This is a genomic window from Aliikangiella sp. G2MR2-5 (genome assembly GCF_015687155.1).
GTDB lineage: Bacteria > Pseudomonadota > Gammaproteobacteria > Enterobacterales > Kangiellaceae > Aliikangiella.
This window is the reverse complement of record NZ_JADPQF010000001.1, coordinates 1,629,878-1,647,605: the sequence shown is the minus strand read 5'-3', so window position 1 is coordinate 1,647,605 and position 17,728 is coordinate 1,629,878. Positions and strand designations below refer to the sequence as shown.

The window sequence follows — 17,728 nt, the reverse complement described above, 5'->3', positions numbered from 1 at the left end:
CAATGATTTCAAAAGTTAAACAGGCCGGCGTTTCTTTGTTGGAAATTTTGATAACTGTCCTTGTTCTAGGAATCGGTCTACTTGGTGTCGCCGCACTTCAGGTTTCCAGTGTTGCGAGTAATCAGGAAGGTTTTTTTACAACTCAGGCAACATCTATCGGGGAGGATTTTGCTTCGCGTATAAGGAATGCAAAAATGGCGTCGGCAATTAGTGACATGACACTTGATGGGGTTCTAACTGCCTATGATGTTGAAGGGGCATTTGACTGTGCTAACCCACCGACGATGTGCCGGGTAGATGGTAACTCTGCAGCTCAGTCCTGTACTTTGGCTCAATTAGCCGCTTTTGATCGTTGGGATGTTTGTCGTGCAGCAGAAGAAACACTCCCTCAGGGACAAGTGAGAGTTGAACGAAGTGGTATTCGAATGACAATTGTAGTGGACTGGAACTCTGCAGCGGGAAACTCTACTACCGGCATTAAAAAGAGTATCAATACTGCTTGCACTGGGATAAATAACAACGCTGACAGGAACTGTGTCATATTGGAGGTGGTGCCATAATGACAACTCAACGTATGCATTTACAACTTTCTTTTAAAACCTCAAAGGGCTTCACTATTGTGGAGTTAATGATAGCTTCTGCTCTAGGATTGATACTACTGGCTGGGGTCATTCAGTTGTTTCTGGGCTCTAATCGTAATCACTCCCTACAGACTGAGTTGGCTTCAATTCAGGAAGATGGTCGTTTCGCGTTAACTTTGCTCGAAAGAGAGATTCAGCGAGCGAGTACGTCTAATGATGCAGCAGACACACCCAGACCGATAGATTTGTTGCTATCGAGTGAAGGCACCAGTAATGCGAGTGATGGTGTCGCTTTATTGCGAATTGAAGATACAGATGGAGTATCCAATATAGATTGTAATGGCGCCGAAGTAGCCGATGGTAGAGTTATCAATCACTTTTATGTCGATAATGGTAGCTTGATGTGTCAGGGCAATGGTGGCGGAACAGCTCAGCCTTTTATATCAAATGTAGAGTCTTTTCAGGTACTTTATGGTATTGAGACCGATGCCTGTACTGACGGTGTTGTTAATAGTTACGTTAAAAGAGATAGCATTTCTGCAAGTACCGGGGTGTTTGCGGTTCAGGTGGCACTTTTATTGCGAAGCCAAAATGCGGTTAACCAGACAAGTGAGTCTCACGAGTTCGACATTTTAGATCAAACATACACATCTCCGTCTGATAAATTTATCAGACGATTATTTAAGAGAACCGTCTATATGCCGAATGCAGTGTTTGTTCACAGTAGCATTCAATCTTCAGATGGCGCGTGTATTTCATTTTAGGGTGGTAGTAGATGAAAAATTTTAACAGCTTGAAAAGTCAACAAGGTGCAGCACTGTTTGTAAGTTTAATCATGCTACTTGTATTGACCGTTTTGGGGCTTTCCTCCGCGCAAAGGAGTGGGTTACAGGAAAAAATGGCGGCTAATACCCATATGCAACATATGGCATTTAATGCTTCAGAGGCTGCAGTAGGCGCATTTTTTTACGAAATGAATACTAATGAAACAACCATGTCCACTTTGAGGGAATCAGGCAGAATTTCCGGACAGTGTTTTGACGAGTCAGGAACTCGTATGGATTGTGGCGATGTATTTCTTGATGGGGATAAGAAAAGTGTGGTAACTGCCGAAGCTAGTGCTGTTGTAGAAACACAATGCGCTGCTGTTTGTCCAGGATATAGTGTGAATGAATCTGTCAGGTGCCGCTATTTCAGAATAGATGGTAAAGGAACAGTTGGCGGTGTTGAGGCAAATACTAGTTTGTGGGCTAGTGAGAAGCGAGTATGCCTCTAAGTAGTTTTTTTATAGATACTAAGTGAGTGTAAACAAAAGGTTTTCATCCGAGGTAAAGGTTATGAAGTTGTTTGGTTTAAAAGTGCGGTTGTGTCTGGGAGCGTTTATATACAGCGCGCTAGCATTAAATACTGCTATAGCAGACGATACAGAAGTATTTTTCGCAAATAATTCACAAAACAACGGCAGAATAAAACCGAATGTTTTGTTTGTTTTTGATACGTCTGGCTCTATGAGCAATTCGGTAAGAATCGAAGATGAAGATGGAAACTCTGTTAATGCATCCAAGATGAGTATTGTTCAGGATGTAATGACCGACGTTTTGGCCAGGTTAGACGGTATTAAAATGGGAATGGGGCGTTTTAGTGTGCCTGGAGGTCCAATTTTATATCCGGTTAAAGATCCCGATGAGCAAATGTCTCCATCCATTGTAAGGGCTGTTATTTCTGGTAATGACGATGGCGTTGAAAGTAATAATCAGGTTTCTCTGTCTGATTTTTATCTTGATGATGGAAGTTTAAGTGATGGCGATATCATCGCAGTTAGATTTCAAAATGTAGGAGTTCCGCAAGGTGCCGTTATAGAAAATGCACGAGTAATTTTTGGCGCTGATAGTGATTCTTTGTTAGATACCGGTTATGAAATCTATGTTGAGCAAACGCCAAATGCTTCTGAGTTAGTTGAGTCAGCAAAAAACTTTTCAAATCGCATATCCGGAACCGCAGTTAAATGGGTGCCTGAAGCATGGGACGCAGAGCCTATTATTGATCCCGAAAATGACGGACCAACAACTTTTGAAACTCCGAATATAAAAGATGCACTTCAATCGGTGATTAATCTAAAGGGCGGAGATTTTACCGACACTGCAGGATGGTGCGGTGGAAATGACCTGGTTGTATTGTTCAAAAAAGTGGGCGATGCACCACGTAAAGCACTGGCCTATGAACAAAGCCCCGACTTTGCTCCGCGGCTGAAAGTTGATTTTAGTGCCGATATTCCTGATGGTATGAATGGCTGCTACGAAAACACAATTGTTAAAACTGTCGGAAGTGGCCAGGATGATACTGTAATGTACAGCGATGGAACATTTTCCTATGGTCCTGGTAGCTGGTATACCATGATTTCTCCGCAGCTGAAGAGTACGGTACTGACTTTCCGGGATTTATTGATTCCTCAAGGTTCCGTTATTACTTCTGCCTCTTTAAGTGTGATTTCTGCCAGTACCAGAACCAGCGGAAACAAAGTATCTTCTATTTACACTTATCGCGGCACTTCAATTGCTGACAACGACAACTGGAATATACATAACTCCAGTAGTGTATACGGTCCTGTATCCTGGTCTATTGGCGCCTGGGAGTTTGGTGTACCTTATGATACTCCTCAAGTAGAGGATATTGTTCAGCCTTTGGTGAGTTCTGGTGGATGGGTTAGTGGTGAAAGTGATATAGCCTTTGTGCTTACCTATGATAGTAACAGTAGTAACCGCGTTTTTTATTCCTATGAAGGTTCTGCAGCAAGAGCTGCGACGCTTGAAATAAAATATATAGGTCGTTATGAACCATCTAGCTCGACTCGTAGAAGTGGAATGGTCAATACCGTTATCGACTTTAAGTCTAATGGTAATACTCCGATTAGTGACACATATGCGGAAGCAATAAAGTACTTTAAAGGCGAAGAAGTTCTGTACGGCTTGCAAAGAGGTAGCCCGGAGAAAAGGGACAATCGCGTTAGCCATTTTGAGTCGATGGTCGAGGGGACAGGTTCGATAGTGACCCCACCAGGTTGTACCGAGAGTAATCCAAGTGCGACGGTATGTAAGGATGAAAAAATTGTCTCCGTGGGTTCGAATAAGCCTACATATGACAGCCCTATTGAAGATGCTTGTCAGTCCAATCACATCGTTTTGATTACCGATGGTGAGCCGACAAGTCATGACACACAAACAAGCGACCTTTATGAAGCCTGGGTTCAACAGCTTTATCAAGCAAGAGGTGAAACTATTCCAGATGGAGAGGTCAGTTGCGCGGACAATGACAACGGAAAAGACTGTACCGAGAAACTTGCTGGTCTGATTCATGCTAACGACGCACTGCCCAGTACTTCCGGTGATGAAAGAATAACAACCCATACTATCGGTTTTTATTCGAGTCAGGATTTTCTGCAACGAGTGGCTAACAAAGGCGGCGGAATATACGCGACAGCCTATAGTAAAGATGCGCTGGAAAAAGCGATTACAGAGATTCTGGAATCAATTCTAGATGTCAATACGACCTTTACTTCAGCGGGTGTTACGGTTAACCAGTACAACAGGTTGACTCACAGTGATCAGATGTATTTCTCGCTATTTGGACCGTCTTCGAAAACCGTTTGGCCAGGTAATTTGAAAAGGTATCGTTTACTTGATGGAAAAGTGGTTGATCAGAATAATACTGCTGCGGTAAATCCTTTAACCGGAAAATTCAGGACAACAGCACAAAGTTTCTGGTCTACAGATATTGATGGTGATGAAGTATCACTGGGTGGCGCAGCCTCTAAACTAACGAACTCACGCAATGTTTACTCGAACTTATCAGGTGATGTTAACGCTGACCTGACCGGAACTAGCAATGTTATCTCTGCGTCAAATCCATCAGTTACAACAACCTTGTTAAATGCAACCGATGACGCTGAGAAGAATAAAATTGTGAAGTGGGCACTTGGGCAAAATGTTAATGACGCGAGTGACCCAACGGCCGCAAGATATGAAATGGGCGACCCTCTGCACTCACAACCGACGCTTATTATCTATAAAGATACAACGGCTACCAGTGGCTATCGTACGTCGGTTTATGTGGGAACCAACGAAGGTTATTTACACTCAATTGATTCTGATACCGGAAGTGAAAACTGGGGCTTTATTCCTCGAGATCTGATGGGTAGATTGAAAGAAGTAATGAATGAAACCGCTGGAAATCATACCTATGGTGTTGATGGCTCTGTATCCGTATTGATTGTGGAAGATGACACTACGGGTACTCCGGGAGTTGTGGAAGCGGACCTTGGAGAGAAAGCCTATATTTACTTCGGTATGAGGCGAGGCGGTACCAGTTACTATGCACTGGATGTGACTGATCCTGCTAAGCCTATTTTGAAATTTAAGATTACTCCAAGTAGCCTGGGGATAACAGGTAGTAGACAGCTTGGTGAAACCTGGTCTCAGCCGGTACTCCGCAAAATGAAGTTCAACACTAATGAGCATGTTATGATTTTTGGTGGAGGGTATAGTACTGTACAGGATACTGAAGGTACGGCTACTCAGAATGATACCGAAGGTAGAAACGTTTTCATTGTTGATGCATTCACCGGAAGTTTATTGTGGAGTGTAGATGATGCAGAGGATGTATCGTCAACAACGAGTGCAGGCAGCTTGTCGACCATGAATGCAATTCCTGATCAGATTACTGCATTTGATATTGATGATGACGGTTATGTTGATCATTTCTATGCCGCTGATACCCGAGCTCAGATATTCCGTTTTGATGTTGATTTTGCCAATACAAAGCCAATTCGTGGCGGCAGAATTGCTCATTTGCAGAATGTAGCTGACGCCGATAATAATCGACGATTCTATAATACGCCTGATGTTGCATTGATTCAGTCTGATCAGGGAGCCTTTATGTCAATAGCCATTGGCTCCGGTTATCGCGCGCATCCTCTTGATGAAACGGTTAATGATCATTTCTATATGATTATGGATAAGGGCGTTCTTAGTGAAGAATTTGACATGGACGCTGGTTTGAGTGACCTGGCTGATGTGACTGACCTGGTTGGTGACACAGATGGTGATGGTCAATCTGATGCGCTGGAAGCGATTCAGGATCCAACATCTCCGAAAAAGGGTTGGTATATTCGCTTTACTCGCTCAGGTGAAAAAGTGATAACAAGCTCAGTTACATTTAATAACCTGATTTACTTTACTACTTATGAGCCGCCAGATCTGACTGGTGTGACTTGCGAAGCTAAAGCAGGGAACTCAAGACTGTATTTGATGAAGGCTGTCGATGCTAGTCCTGTAATAGATACTAACTCGGACAGTTTGATAAATCAGGACGATCGAGCGATGGATTTGCAGATTCCGGGTATTGCGCCACCACCACAGATTCTTCTGGAGAGTACATCTGGAGGAGTGAAAGCCAGGGTTTGTGTGGGTAACCAGTGTGAACTGCCAGCTCCTGATGATGATAATAAAGTTAAGCCATTCCGCTGGCGCGTAAACTAAATTGGAGAAACAGATTATGAATCGTAAGGTAAAGGCCTTTACCCTTATCGAGTTGATGATTGTTGTAGCAATAGTCGCGATTATCGCGGCTATTGGCTATCCCTCTTATCAAACCTATGTTGTTAGAAGTAAGGAAGCTGATGCAACGGCCGCTCTGATGAACGCGGCGCAGGCAATGGAAAGATATAAAGTTAATAACTACACCTATGAATTGCCGAGTAGCGGCACAGATCTCAGCGCGGTGTTTGCTACCCAGGTCCCGGTGGATGGGGGCGATGCCTATTATAATTTGACGGTGGCTTCTACTGCTACCACATATACTATTACTGCAACTCCGACTGGAAGCATGAGCGGAAAAGGCAGTACCCTTACTATTTCTCAGGATGGCAGCAGGACAGGTTGGTAAACCTGTCCTTTTTTCTTAAATGGTTTGATGTTATCAAATAGAAGCATTCCTTCTTTCGGTTAACCCTGTTGGTAGCGGCTTTCTATACTTGCTACTTGTATCATTGTTTTTCCATTCCATTGAAGTATTTGAGTTGTTTTGTTTATACGATTGATAGCAAGAACAAAGCTGACACCTTCAGGAGCTTTGGGAGAGTTAGTTTTGAATAATTCAAACTCTCTCAGTGTAATTTCTTCCAAATGGATTTCTGTAGGAGGTTTGTCATATTCCCAAATATCGACGAGGGAGTAAGTATTTCCATTGCTGAATATCCCGCTGAGCAAGATTTTTCCATCTTTTTCTACCAGTCCAATCCAGTCCTTACGTCTGTCACCAGTAAAATCCTGTGATATCTGCCATGGGCAGAGAATTTCATAAGCATCCATCCGATGCGCCAACTCATCGTTAGGTGTCATCTTGGCTAATTGCAAATCAATGGTAGTTCTCTTTTTGATATCGTCCAGCGCGCTGTTTTGACACCTGTTTTGCGCATTGGTGGCCGAAGCCATTGTAGTTGCAAGTAAAATAGCAGGTAGAATGGATTTAATTTTCATAGGTTGAGTCCGTTATCAGTGAGATTGTTACAAATATTAGTCATTAAACAGCTTAAATAAAGACTTATATATAAAATCTTTTAACCAGTTCTGGTAAAATCGCCACCACTTTAAGTAAAGGTAAAAAGTTTTTAATCAGTGCGTAAACAAGACTTTCACTTTGAATTACCAGAACATCTAATTGCGAATGAACCGGCAAAGACGCGTTCACTTAGTCGTTTAATGGTACTCGATCCTCTGGAAAAAGACATTCTGGATAAGCAATTCTTTGAATTAGTTGACTTTTTGCAACCTGAAGACTGTTTGATTTTTAATAATACTAAAGTCATTCCTGCACGCTTGAGTGGCAAGCGTGAGACAGGGGGAAAAGTTGAGGTATTGATAGAAAGAGTGACTCCCGGAAATGGCGGGCAAGCCGATACTTGCATTGCTCAATTAAGGGCAAGTAACTCTCCCAAGACGGGAGCCCAGGTTATAGTCGCCGAGGATCTCATATTAAATGTGGTAGGAAGGGAAGGAACTTTTTTTCGATTGGAATCAGCGAATGACAGACCATTGCTCGAGTTAGTAGAGCAATATGGCTCAATGCCGCTTCCTCCCTATATTCAACGAGAGGCTGGTGAAGACGATAAGAGTCGCTATCAAACCGTTTATGCCGTAAAACAAGGAGCCGTAGCCGCGCCTACTGCTGGTTTACACTTTGATGATGAGGTTTTTGCAAAGATAGCAAAGAAGGGGATTTCATACGACTTTGTTACTCTCCATGTGGGAGCTGGAACATTTTCTCCCGTTCGAGTAGATAACATCAAGGAACATCAAATGCACTCAGAGTGGTTTGAAGTGCCAGAGTCAGTTGTCGAGTTGGTGCGAAAAACTCGTGATAAAGGTGGTAGAGTTATTGCCATTGGTACAACAAGTGTACGCTGTCTGGAATCTGCTTCTGTGTCAGGTGAGCTTGAGCCGACCTGTGGTGAAACCAATATATTCATTTATCCTGGTTATGAATTTAAATCAGTGGATGCTCTGGTCACTAACTTTCACCTGTCAGAGTCTACATTAATAATGTTGGTCAGTGCTTTTGCTGGTAAAGATTTTATCCTGGAAGCATATAATCATGCGGTATCTCAGAAATATCGCTTTTTTAGTTATGGCGATTCGATGTTTATTCAGAATCGAATGCCTGCAGAAAACAACGGTTTATAGAAATGAAATTCGACTTAAAAGCAACTGATGGTCAGGCTCGACGTGGTCAGATTGAGTTCAAACGTGGAACAATTGAAACGCCTGCATTTATGCCGGTAGGTACTTATGGTTCGGTAAAAGGGATGTCGCCAGAACGCGTTAAGGCAACTGGCGCAGAAATTATCCTCGGAAACACATTTCATTTAATGCTACGTCCCGGCACAGAGATTATTTCCCAGCATGGAGATCTGCATGACTTTATGAACTGGGAAGGCCCCATATTAACTGATTCTGGCGGTTTCCAGGTGTTTAGTTTAGGTGAGCTACGTAAAATTACTGAAGAAGGGGTCACTTTTCGCTCACCGGTCAATGGCGACAAAGTATTTCTGGGGCCTGAAGAATCTATGGAAGTTCAGCGCGCGCTTGGCTCCGATATTGTAATGATCTTTGACGAGTGTACACCTTACCCTGCAACCTTTGAACAAGCCAGGTCATCAATGGAGCTGAGCCTGAGATGGGCGAAACGATCGAAAAAGGCGCATGCTGATAATCCTTCTGCTTTATTTGGTATCGTTCAGGGAGGCATGTATCCGGAGCTTAGAAAAGTCTCTTTGGAGGGACTAACTGAAATTGAGTTTGATGGATATGCCATAGGCGGGCTTTCTGTCGGTGAAACCAAGGAAGAAATGCGGATGGTGCTTGATAATCTTACGCCTGAAATGCCCAAAGATAAGCCTCGTTATTTGATGGGGGTTGGCAAACCCGAGGACATTGTGGAGGCTGTTCGGCGTGGCATAGATATGTTTGACTGTGTGATGCCAACACGAAATGCAAGAAATGGCCATCTATTTACCTCCACAGGAGTTGTAAGATTGAGAAACAGTCCCAATAAAAAGGATACTGGCCCTATTGACGCCAACTGTGATTGTTATACCTGCCAAAACTATAGCCGGGCGTACCTTCATCACATGGACAAGTGTGGCGAGATGTTTGGTGCTGAACTTGCGACAATACATAATCTGCATTACTACCAAACTTTGATGAAGGGTTTGCGTGGAGCAATAGAAACGGGTAAATTGTCGGACTTTGTCGAAAACTTCTATCAGGCACGAGGGATGGAAACGCCTCCGTTATAAATACTGTTCAGAAAATAGATGCTTACATAAGTTTTAGTCTGGACAAAACTAGAGGCTGGTATGTCGATGAGTAAAAACATCGGGATAGTTAACTAAGAATTAATTGTATTAAATATAAATTACGGGGAAATTAAAATGTTTATTAGTAATGCTATGGCTGCAGAAGCTGGTGGAGCGGCTACAGGTAGCGGAATGAGCTCAATCATTATGATGGTGTTGTTTGCACTGGTTTTTTACTTCTTGCTCATTCGACCTCAAAGCAAGCGTCAGAAAGAACATAAAAGTATGATTGAATCTATCCAGAAAGGAGATGAAGTAGTAACCAGCGGTGGCATTCTGGGAAAAGTAACCAAAGTAACTGACAACTTTATCGTGCTCAATGTTGCTTCAAATGTGGAAATGAAGTTTCAGAAACATGCTGTAACTGCGACCTTGCCAAAAGGAACCATTAAAGCCGTTAATGAATAGAAAGAATACCCAGCTTTGCTGGGTTTTCGTTTTTTGAATACAGCGGTTTAAAGAAATAATAAGGCGCTTCTAATTTGAAGCGGAAAAATAAACAACAGAGTTAATCAAGATGTTTTCAAATCAAGCTAATATGAGACCCATAAACTCTTACCCTAAATGGGTTTATGGTTTTTTATCCGTCCTGCTTGCACTGATGGTGTTATACGCTTTACCTAACATGTATGGTGAAGATCTAGCGCTGCAGGTGACAGGAGAGAAAGGTGAGGCGATATCTGAGCCTTTGTTTAAAGAGATTGAACAGCACCTGACTGATAGTGGATTAGTTATTAAAAAGTCATCTAATGATGAGTCCAAGGCCTTGTATCGCTTTAATGATTCTGAATCTCAGTTGAAAGCGAAAGATCTCACTCAAGCATTGTTACGAGCCAAAAATGCCGGAGACTTTAGTGTGGCGTTAAACCTTGCTCCTGCTACGCCAGATTGGTTGAAGGATTTTGGTGCAAACCCGCTGAAATTAGGTCTCGATTTGCGCGGTGGAGTCCACTTTTTGATGGAAGTGGACATGAACGTAGCGCTCAAGAATCGGGAAGAACAGTACATTGCAGATTTGAAAACCAAGTTTAGAGAAGCCAACGCGAGATACGCATCAGTTGTGCGCTCGGCAGATGTGGGGTTAGTTGCTAAATTTAGAAATGAAGAGTCACGTGATAAAGCCGATGTAACAGTTCGTCAAAACTTTCCGGAGTTGCAAACTCGTACAAGAGAGCAAGGTGAAATTTTTGAGTTGGTCATGACCATCAGTGAACAAAAACTCAAGGAAATTAAAGATTACGCAGTTAAGCAAAATACGGCAACTTTAAGAAACCGAATTAATGAACTGGGTGTAGCTGAACCATTAATCCAAAGACAGGGAGCTGATCGAATTCTTGTTCAATTACCAGGTGTTCAGGACTCGGCACAAGCCAAACGTATCTTGGGAACTACTGCTACTTTGCAATTCCGCCTTGTCAATGAATCCGGCGGAATTAATCCACAAAGAGCGCCTGCAGGAGCTGAGCTTTTCAAACAGCGTGAAGGCGGAAATATTGCGTTAAGAAAGTCTGTGATTGTTGACGGCAGTCACTTAACGGATGCGTCGGTTGGATACGATGAACGCAGTATGCCACAGATTAATGTTCGTCTGGATGCTGAAGGCGGCAGCAAAATGTTGGCAGCAACATCTAAAAATGTTAACAAACCAATGGCCATACTGTTAATTGAAACTAAGGGTGTTTATGAAACAGTAGATGGTGAACAGAAGCTGGTTGATACCTATGAAGAGGCTGAAGTAGTTAGCGCACCGAATATACAAAGTGCTTTGGGTAGTAGTTTTAGAATTACTGGTCAGTTCACTCCCGCTGAAGCCCATGAACTTGCATTGATTTTACGCTCGGGTTCATTGATCGCACCAATTTATATTGTTGAAGAAAGAACTGTAGGACCTAGCCTGGGTAAGCAAAATATTGAATTAGGCAAGCAATCAATTCTTGTTGGTTTCGTCGCTGTGCTCATTTTTATGCTGATTTATTATCGTATGTTTGGACTAGTTGCCAATATTGCTTTAATCAGTAATCTTGTTTTTATTATTGCGATTATGTCTATGGTGCCGGGAGCTGTGCTTACATTGCCCGGAATTGCAGGTATTGTCTTGACTGTTGGTATGGCAGTAGATGCCAATGTATTGATTTTTGAGCGGATCAGAGAAGAGCTGAAAGAAGGCACTGCACCCGCCCAGGCGATTCACAATGGTTATGACAAAGCTTTTTCAACTATCGCTGATGCGAATATTACTACTTTAATCGCCGCATTAGTCTTGTTCGGAATTGGAACTGGTCCGGTTGCCGGATTCGCAGTAACCTTGTTTATCGGAATTATGACCTCTATGTTTACTGCCATTGTCGGTAGTCGAGCTCTTGTAAACCTGATTTATGGTGGCAAGAAACTAACTAAAATTTCGATATAAGGATAAGAAACATATGAAAATTTTAAAATCAGGTCTAAATATCGACTTTATCAAGTTTAGAGTTCCAGCAACTTTTTTGTCCGCGATGCTTATAATTGCTTCGATTGTAAGTATCAGCTTTAACAGTTTGAACTTCGGTCTGGACTTTACTGGAGGAACTTTAATTGAGGTTGGTTATGAAAAAGAAGCTAATCTTGACTCTATTCGCTCTGATCTGGCTGGAGCCGGTTATGAGAAAGTAACCGTCCAATATTTTGGTACCTCCAGAGATGTCATTATTCGTTTAGCGCCAGTTAAAGGTAAAAAAGCGAATGAGGTGGGTAACCATGTGCTGGATACGCTAAAAGCAACAAGTGATGATGTTGCTATGCGAAGAATTGAATTTGTTGGTGCAAGCGTTGGTGAAGAGCTAACCGAACAAGGCGGTCTTGCAATTTTGGTTGCGCTCATCGGAATTCTTATCTATGTATCTTTACGATTTGAATGGAAGTTTGCATTGGGCTCAGTAGCCGCATTAGCTCATGATGTCATTATTACTTTAGGCTGGTTTTCTTTAATCCAGATGGAGTTTGATCTGACTGTGTTGGCAGCAATTCTAGCGGTAATAGGTTACTCGTTAAACGATACTATCGTTGTGTTTGATCGTATTCGTGAAAACTTCCTTAAATTGCGAAAGCAGGAGTCATCTGATGTTGTCAATACATCTCTGAATCAAACGCTTGCTCGAACGATTATGACTTCATTAACAACCTTATTGGTATTATTGGCTTTGTTCTTTTTAGGCGGCGCAACCATTCATGGATTTGCTACAGCTTTGATTGCCGGTGTTTTAGTAGGTACTTATTCTTCGATTTATGTCGCATCAAATGTTGCCCTAGCCCTGGGCATTACTAAAGAAGACTTGATGCCACCAGAAGTTGAAAAAGAAGGTGCAGATCAAGACGCCCTAATGTAAAAACATGCATTTCATTTTTATTTACGAAAGCTCTCACTTTGGTTGAGAGCTTTCTTTTTAGCGATAAAAAATTATTCAGCTATACTTAACTTTTTATCGCATTCTTAATCATCCCACTCGGTAATATAAATGTCTCAAACAAACTCAGATGATGCTTCATCTAATATTTCTTTCGAACAACTTAGCTTAAGACCAGAAATCTTCAAAGCAATTCAGGAGCTCGGCTACGAATCTCCATCTCCTATCCAACAAAGCAGTATTCCTGTTCTGCAAAGTGGAGCCGACCTTATTGGTATGGCACAAACCGGGACTGGAAAAACAGCGGCTTTTGCATTACCTACGTTAGGTAAAGTCGACCTGGAAAACTCTAATCCTCAAGTTCTGGTTCTTGCGCCTACCAGAGAGCTGGCAATTCAAGTTGCAGAAGCTTTTAAAAGCTATGCCAAGCATCTGGAAGGTTTTAGAGTGCTTCCTATCTATGGTGGCCAGTCTTTTTCAGTTCAGTTAAAACAGTTGAAAAGGGGACCTCATGTCATCGTAGGGACACCTGGAAGAATTATGGACCATATGCGTAAAGGAAAGTTGATTTGGGACGATCTTCATACCTTGGTACTTGATGAAGCAGACGAAATGCTGCGAATGGGATTTATTGAGGATGTCGAGTGGATTTTGGAACAAACTCCGGAATCGAGGCAGGTAGCTTTATTTTCAGCAACGATGCCGAAAGAAATTAGAAGGGTTGCCGATCAGTTTTTAAAAGAGCCACAAGAAATAAAGATTAAGACTAAAACGACAACCGCCGTTACGATTGAACAACAGTACTTAATGGTTAGTCAGCAACAAAAACTCGATGTGCTTACCCGCATTTTAGAAGTAGAAGAAACTGATGCGGTTATTATTTTCGTACGCACTAAAACCGCAACTTTGGAAGTTGCTGAAAAATTGAATGCGCGTGGTTATTCAGCTGCTGCTATCAACGGTGATTTGCAGCAGGCGGCCAGAGAACAGACTATTGAGCGACTGAAAAATGGAAAACTTGATATTCTGGTTGCTACCGATGTTGCCGCTCGTGGTTTGGATGTTCAAAGAATTTCACATGTCGTTAACTACGATATTACACAGGACGTAGAGTCATATGTTCACCGAATCGGAAGAACTGGTCGAGCTGGTCGAGAAGGTAAAGCAATTCTTTTTGTAACGCCTAGAGAAAAAAGAATGTTGGCACTGATTGAACGTGTTACCAAGAAAAAAGTAGAGCGCATAGGTTTGCCCTCGACTGAAGCAATCAATGATCAAAGAGTAGAAAAGTTTAAGCTTAGTATTACCGAAAAAATTGATTCTGGCGACCTCGATCCTTATTTGGAGATTCTTCAAGATTACCAATATGAGTCAAGTCGTACAGGTATTGAAATTGCAGCTGCACTAGCGAGTCTTGCGCATGATAGTTCGCCGTTATTACTTGAGGATTTACCGTCTCCTAAAGAAAATCGAAGGGAACGGAGAGAGAATGACTCGGGTAACTATGGAAGGGAAAGAAAGCACAAAAGAAAAGGTCATGAATCTAGAGACGGTAAAGATTTTAATCGAAATGCTGAGAAGCTCGAAGAGTTTCCTGAGATCGAAATGGAACGGTTTGTCGTTATGGCTGGGTTTCAGGATGGTATCAAGCCAGGAAATGTTGTTGGAGCTATAGCCAATGAGATTGAAATTGAGAGTAGATACATTGGTCATATCAAAATTTATGACGACTTTTCAACCGTAGATTTACCTCAAGGTATGCCTAAGTCAACATTGACTCATCTTAAAAAAGTTCGAGTTTGTGGTAAGCCTATGCGCTTGACGAAAGCTAAGGATTTTGACGAGTCTAAAGGTGTCCCTAAAGGAGAAGGGGATAAAAAGAGAAAAAATGTTGAAAGCCGTAAAGGTCGGAATAATCGATCTGACAAAAAGAAAAAAGGGAAGCAATAAGCTTCCCTTTTTAATTGGCTGGAGAAAGCCTTTACCAGATTTTTACTCTTTCTTCAGGCTTTCTAAACATACCATCTCCTTGCTTGACGTCGTATGCATCCATAAATTCAGGCATATTCATCAAGGTTCCATTTGCACGATAAGGTGCTGGTGAGTGAGGGTCGGTTGCTAATCGATTACGAAGCGCTTCATCACGGAACTTGTATGCCCATACCTGAGCCCAGCCCATAAAGAATCGTTGTTCGCCAGTTAACCCGTCGATAGTAGGAGCATCTTTTCCTTCAAGCGATAACTTGTAGGCTCGATGTGCAATAGTTAGCCCGCCCAGATCACCAATGTTTTCACCTAAAGTCATTTCTCCATTGATGTGCTCACCAGGTAAGGGTTCAAATGCTGAATACTGCTCAGCCAGTTTGCCTGTTCTTAACTTAAACTCTTCCAGGTCCTTTTCGGTCCACCAGTTTCTGAGAACACCATTACCATCTGACTTGGCTCCCTGATCGTCGAAGCCATGTCCCATTTCATGACCAATTACACCGCCGATACCGCCGTAGTTGACTGCATCATCAGCTTCCATATTGAAAAATGGTGGCTGTAAAATAGCTGCCGGGAATACAATCTCATTCATAACCGGGTTGTAGTATGCATTTACCGTCTGTGGTGGCATAAACCATTCGGTTTTATCAATTGGTTTTCCTAGTTTGTTGATTTGACGATTGTAAGAGAACAATGAGGCTCTTCGATAGTTTCCTGCTAAATCGTCTGCACTGATTTCTAACGAACTATAATCTCTCCATTTATCGGGATAACCTATTTTAGGAGTAAACTTGTTTAGTTTATCGATAGCTTGTTTTTTGGTCTCTTCACCCATCCAGTCCAGATCCAGAATTGCCTGGCGATAGGCTTCTCTTAAATTTTCAACCAGCTCAACCATTCTGGCTTTAGCCTCAGGTTTAAAGTGTTTCTTAACATAGATTTTACCGACGACTTCACCTAGTAGACTATTTACTGAGGAGACCGCTCTTTTCCAACGAGCTTCTTGTTCTGGCGTACCATTAAGCGTTTTACCATAGAATTCAAAGTTAGCCTGATCGATTTCTGTGCTAAGAATATTGGCAGTATTATTGATGAGTGACCACTTGAAGTAACGCTTCCAGTTATCAAGTGTAGTTTGCTTGAATAACTTGCTGAAACCTTCAAGATAAGTAGGCTGTCTGACAATGACTTCTTTTTCGTTGGCCACACCTGCGTGAGAGAAGTAGTTCTGCCAGTTAAAGTCACTGGCCAGCTCTGCAAGTTTGGATATTTCATATTTGTTGTAAGTTTTGTCGCGATTTCTGTTATCGACACGACTCCAGTGTAATTTGGCAATCTCGGTCTCAAGTGCCATGATTTCCTTGGCATCGTTTTCCGCAGTCTCAATGCCTGCCAGCTTTAGCATTCTGGCGATGTGAGCGACATATTTCTCGCGTAACTCGACCGATTTTTCATCAGTTTTAAAATAGTATTCTTTATCAGGAAGTCCCAGACCAGACTGAGTCATATACATGATATAGGCTGTTGGGTTTTTAGAGTCATTGTTAACCCAAAAGCCAAATGGAGTTGTCAGGCTCAATTTCTCTGCTTCGGCAAAGTAGGTTGAAAGTTCGTCATGATTTTTAAGTGCGTCTATTTTTTCCAATTCTGGTTTAATCGGCGCAATACCAAGCTTATCGAGAATTTCAGTATTCATGTAACTGCGATACAGATCGCCTACCTTCTGTGCATCGGAGCCATGCTCAACATTTTCCAGTTTTGCTGTTTCTTCAATAATACTTTTAACATCTTCGCGAGATTTATCTCGTAATGCTGTAAATGAGCCATAAGAAGACTTATCTGCAGGTATTTCGGTTTTGTCCAGCCATGCTCCGTTTACATGTCGGAAAAAGTCATCTTGAGGACGAACAGACTTGTCCATGTTGGCAAGTTCAATTCCAGAGTTTAAATCAGTCTTTTCAACTATCGATTTTTCTGACTTCTGGGGTTGAGCTTCATTCGAAGTGTTCTTAGCGGGTTCTTGTTGCCCACAAGCAGTAACCAGGGCAAAGCAGACAGCGCTTGCGATTAAGGTTTTTTTCATTGGGTTTCCCTCAAATTATTCTAATAATGAATTGATCGGCCTGGACCTAAACTATTGTTATTGGGTTAGCTAACAGCGAAGCTAGCTTTTATGCGACAACCGATTAACCTGTAATAAGAACATATTCATTTGGTCGGGTACAAGTCCCAGTAACAGAAAATCGTTACTGAATATGAATTTTGAGGATGAATTCCTATACTTTTAGTTAGTGGATTGACACCAAAATAGTGAATTGACACCAAAACTTCGACATTGTCCTATAGTTAAAAGGCTCAATTAACCCGACAATTGATTAAGGAAACCAGATGGCCGTTAAAACTTATGAAGAAATTGATGCCAGCATATTAGTGGCGCTTCCCAATCCTTCTCAACAAGCATACGAGATCAATATTAAAATACCTGAATTCACCTTTTTAGGCGTTCAAGAACAACCGGACTTTGCCACTATATACCTGACTTTTTATCCGAAGGATAAGATTATTGAGCTAAAAGCATTGAAGCTCTATGTCTATCAGCTACGCAATATTGTCGTTTCTTATGAGCGTCTGATTAATATATTTTATGACCATTTGATGCAGGTTTATAAACCGGACCGGTTAAGAGTAGTGATGAATTGTAATCCTCGTGGCGGGATTAGCTCTCGGTTGACAATAGATTCTGACTGGAAAAGCCGAGGAGGAGAGGAAAGGTACAAGGACTGGATGCCGGATGTCGATGAGTGGCAAAGGTTGGAATGACAAGCCCTGCCTAAACAGGGCATGTCACTAGCTTATCGCTAAGCTGG

14 protein-coding genes are annotated in these 17,728 nt (G+C 42.1%); 12 read left to right on the top strand and 2 right to left on the bottom strand.

Going from position 1 to position 17,728, the window contains the following annotated elements; translation table 11 throughout:
- Nucleotides 1–2: 2 nt before the first annotated feature.
- From pilV to IYN84_RS21420, 5 genes are all read left to right on the top strand, one after another.
- Nucleotides 3–560 carry a type IV pilus modification protein PilV gene (gene pilV, locus IYN84_RS06740; protein WP_196138381.1) on the top strand — a complete coding sequence of 186 codons (558 nt, stop codon included), beginning with the start codon at nt 3–5 and terminating at the stop codon, nt 558–560.
- A complete protein-coding gene (locus IYN84_RS06735) occupies nt 560–1,345 on the top strand; it encodes a PilW family protein (RefSeq protein ID WP_196138571.1) in 786 nt (261 codons plus the stop codon). The genes pilV and IYN84_RS06735 overlap by 1 nt, the downstream gene beginning before the upstream one ends.
- An 11-nt stretch (nt 1,346–1,356) precedes the next feature.
- Nucleotides 1,357–1,857: a PilX N-terminal domain-containing pilus assembly protein gene (locus tag IYN84_RS06730; protein ID WP_196138380.1), complete on the top strand. Its 501-nt coding sequence runs from the start codon at nt 1,357–1,359 to the stop codon at nt 1,855–1,857.
- Nucleotides 1,858–1,918: 61 nt separating this feature from the next.
- Nucleotides 1,919–6,115, top strand: a complete 4,197-nt coding sequence (locus tag IYN84_RS06725) for a pilus assembly protein (RefSeq protein WP_196138379.1) — start codon at nt 1,919–1,921, stop codon at nt 6,113–6,115.
- 16 nt (nt 6,116–6,131) lie between these two features.
- Nucleotides 6,132–6,521, top strand: coding sequence for a type IV pilin protein (locus tag IYN84_RS21420; protein ID WP_196138378.1), 390 nt, complete (start codon nt 6,132–6,134; stop codon nt 6,519–6,521).
- 59 nt (nt 6,522–6,580) lie between these two features.
- Here the strand turns inward: IYN84_RS21420 and IYN84_RS06715 are convergent, their stop codons facing one another.
- On the bottom strand, nt 6,581–7,114 hold the full coding sequence (locus IYN84_RS06715) for a hypothetical protein (protein ID WP_196138377.1): 534 nt from the start codon (nt 7,112–7,114) through the stop codon (nt 6,581–6,583).
- A gap of 138 nt (nt 7,115–7,252) precedes the next feature.
- Between IYN84_RS06715 and queA the strand changes: the two genes are divergently transcribed.
- The 6 genes from queA to IYN84_RS06685 all read left to right on the top strand — a co-directional run bounded on the left by queA (nt 7,253) and on the right by IYN84_RS06685 (nt 14,825).
- Nucleotides 7,253–8,317, top strand: a complete 1,065-nt coding sequence (gene queA, locus IYN84_RS06710) for a tRNA preQ1(34) S-adenosylmethionine ribosyltransferase-isomerase QueA (RefSeq protein WP_196138376.1) — start codon at nt 7,253–7,255, stop codon at nt 8,315–8,317.
- 2 nt (nt 8,318–8,319) lie between these two features.
- On the top strand, nt 8,320–9,432 hold the full coding sequence (tgt, locus tag IYN84_RS06705; protein WP_196138375.1) for a tRNA guanosine(34) transglycosylase Tgt: 1,113 nt from the start codon (nt 8,320–8,322) through the stop codon (nt 9,430–9,432).
- Between the two features lie 129 nt (nt 9,433–9,561).
- Nucleotides 9,562–9,900 (top strand): preprotein translocase subunit YajC, encoded by a 339-nt coding sequence (gene yajC, locus IYN84_RS06700; RefSeq protein ID WP_371734819.1) that lies wholly within the window; start codon nt 9,562–9,564, stop codon nt 9,898–9,900.
- A gap of 109 nt (nt 9,901–10,009) precedes the next feature.
- A complete protein-coding gene (secD, locus tag IYN84_RS06695; RefSeq protein ID WP_210330311.1) occupies nt 10,010–11,902 on the top strand; it encodes a protein translocase subunit SecD in 1,893 nt (630 codons plus the stop codon).
- A 13-nt stretch (nt 11,903–11,915) separates the two neighbouring features.
- Entirely contained in the window at nt 11,916–12,857 is a 942-nt protein-coding gene (gene secF / locus IYN84_RS06690; RefSeq protein WP_196138373.1) for a protein translocase subunit SecF, read from the top strand.
- Nucleotides 12,858–12,986: 129 nt separating this feature from the next.
- Complete coding sequence (locus IYN84_RS06685) at nt 12,987–14,825, top strand: DEAD/DEAH box helicase (RefSeq protein ID WP_196138372.1); 1,839 nt, start codon at nt 12,987–12,989, stop codon at nt 14,823–14,825.
- 31 nt (nt 14,826–14,856) lie between these two features.
- Here IYN84_RS06685 and IYN84_RS06680 read toward each other — a convergent pair whose 3' ends face one another.
- Nucleotides 14,857–16,944, bottom strand: coding sequence for a M13 family metallopeptidase (locus IYN84_RS06680; protein ID WP_196138371.1), 2,088 nt, complete (start codon nt 16,942–16,944; stop codon nt 14,857–14,859).
- A gap of 305 nt (nt 16,945–17,249) precedes the next feature.
- Between IYN84_RS06680 and IYN84_RS06675 the strand changes: the two genes are divergently transcribed.
- Nucleotides 17,250–17,681 carry a 7-cyano-7-deazaguanine reductase gene (locus tag IYN84_RS06675; protein WP_196138370.1) on the top strand — a complete coding sequence of 144 codons (432 nt, stop codon included), beginning with the start codon at nt 17,250–17,252 and terminating at the stop codon, nt 17,679–17,681.
- Nucleotides 17,682–17,728 lie beyond the last annotated feature (47 nt).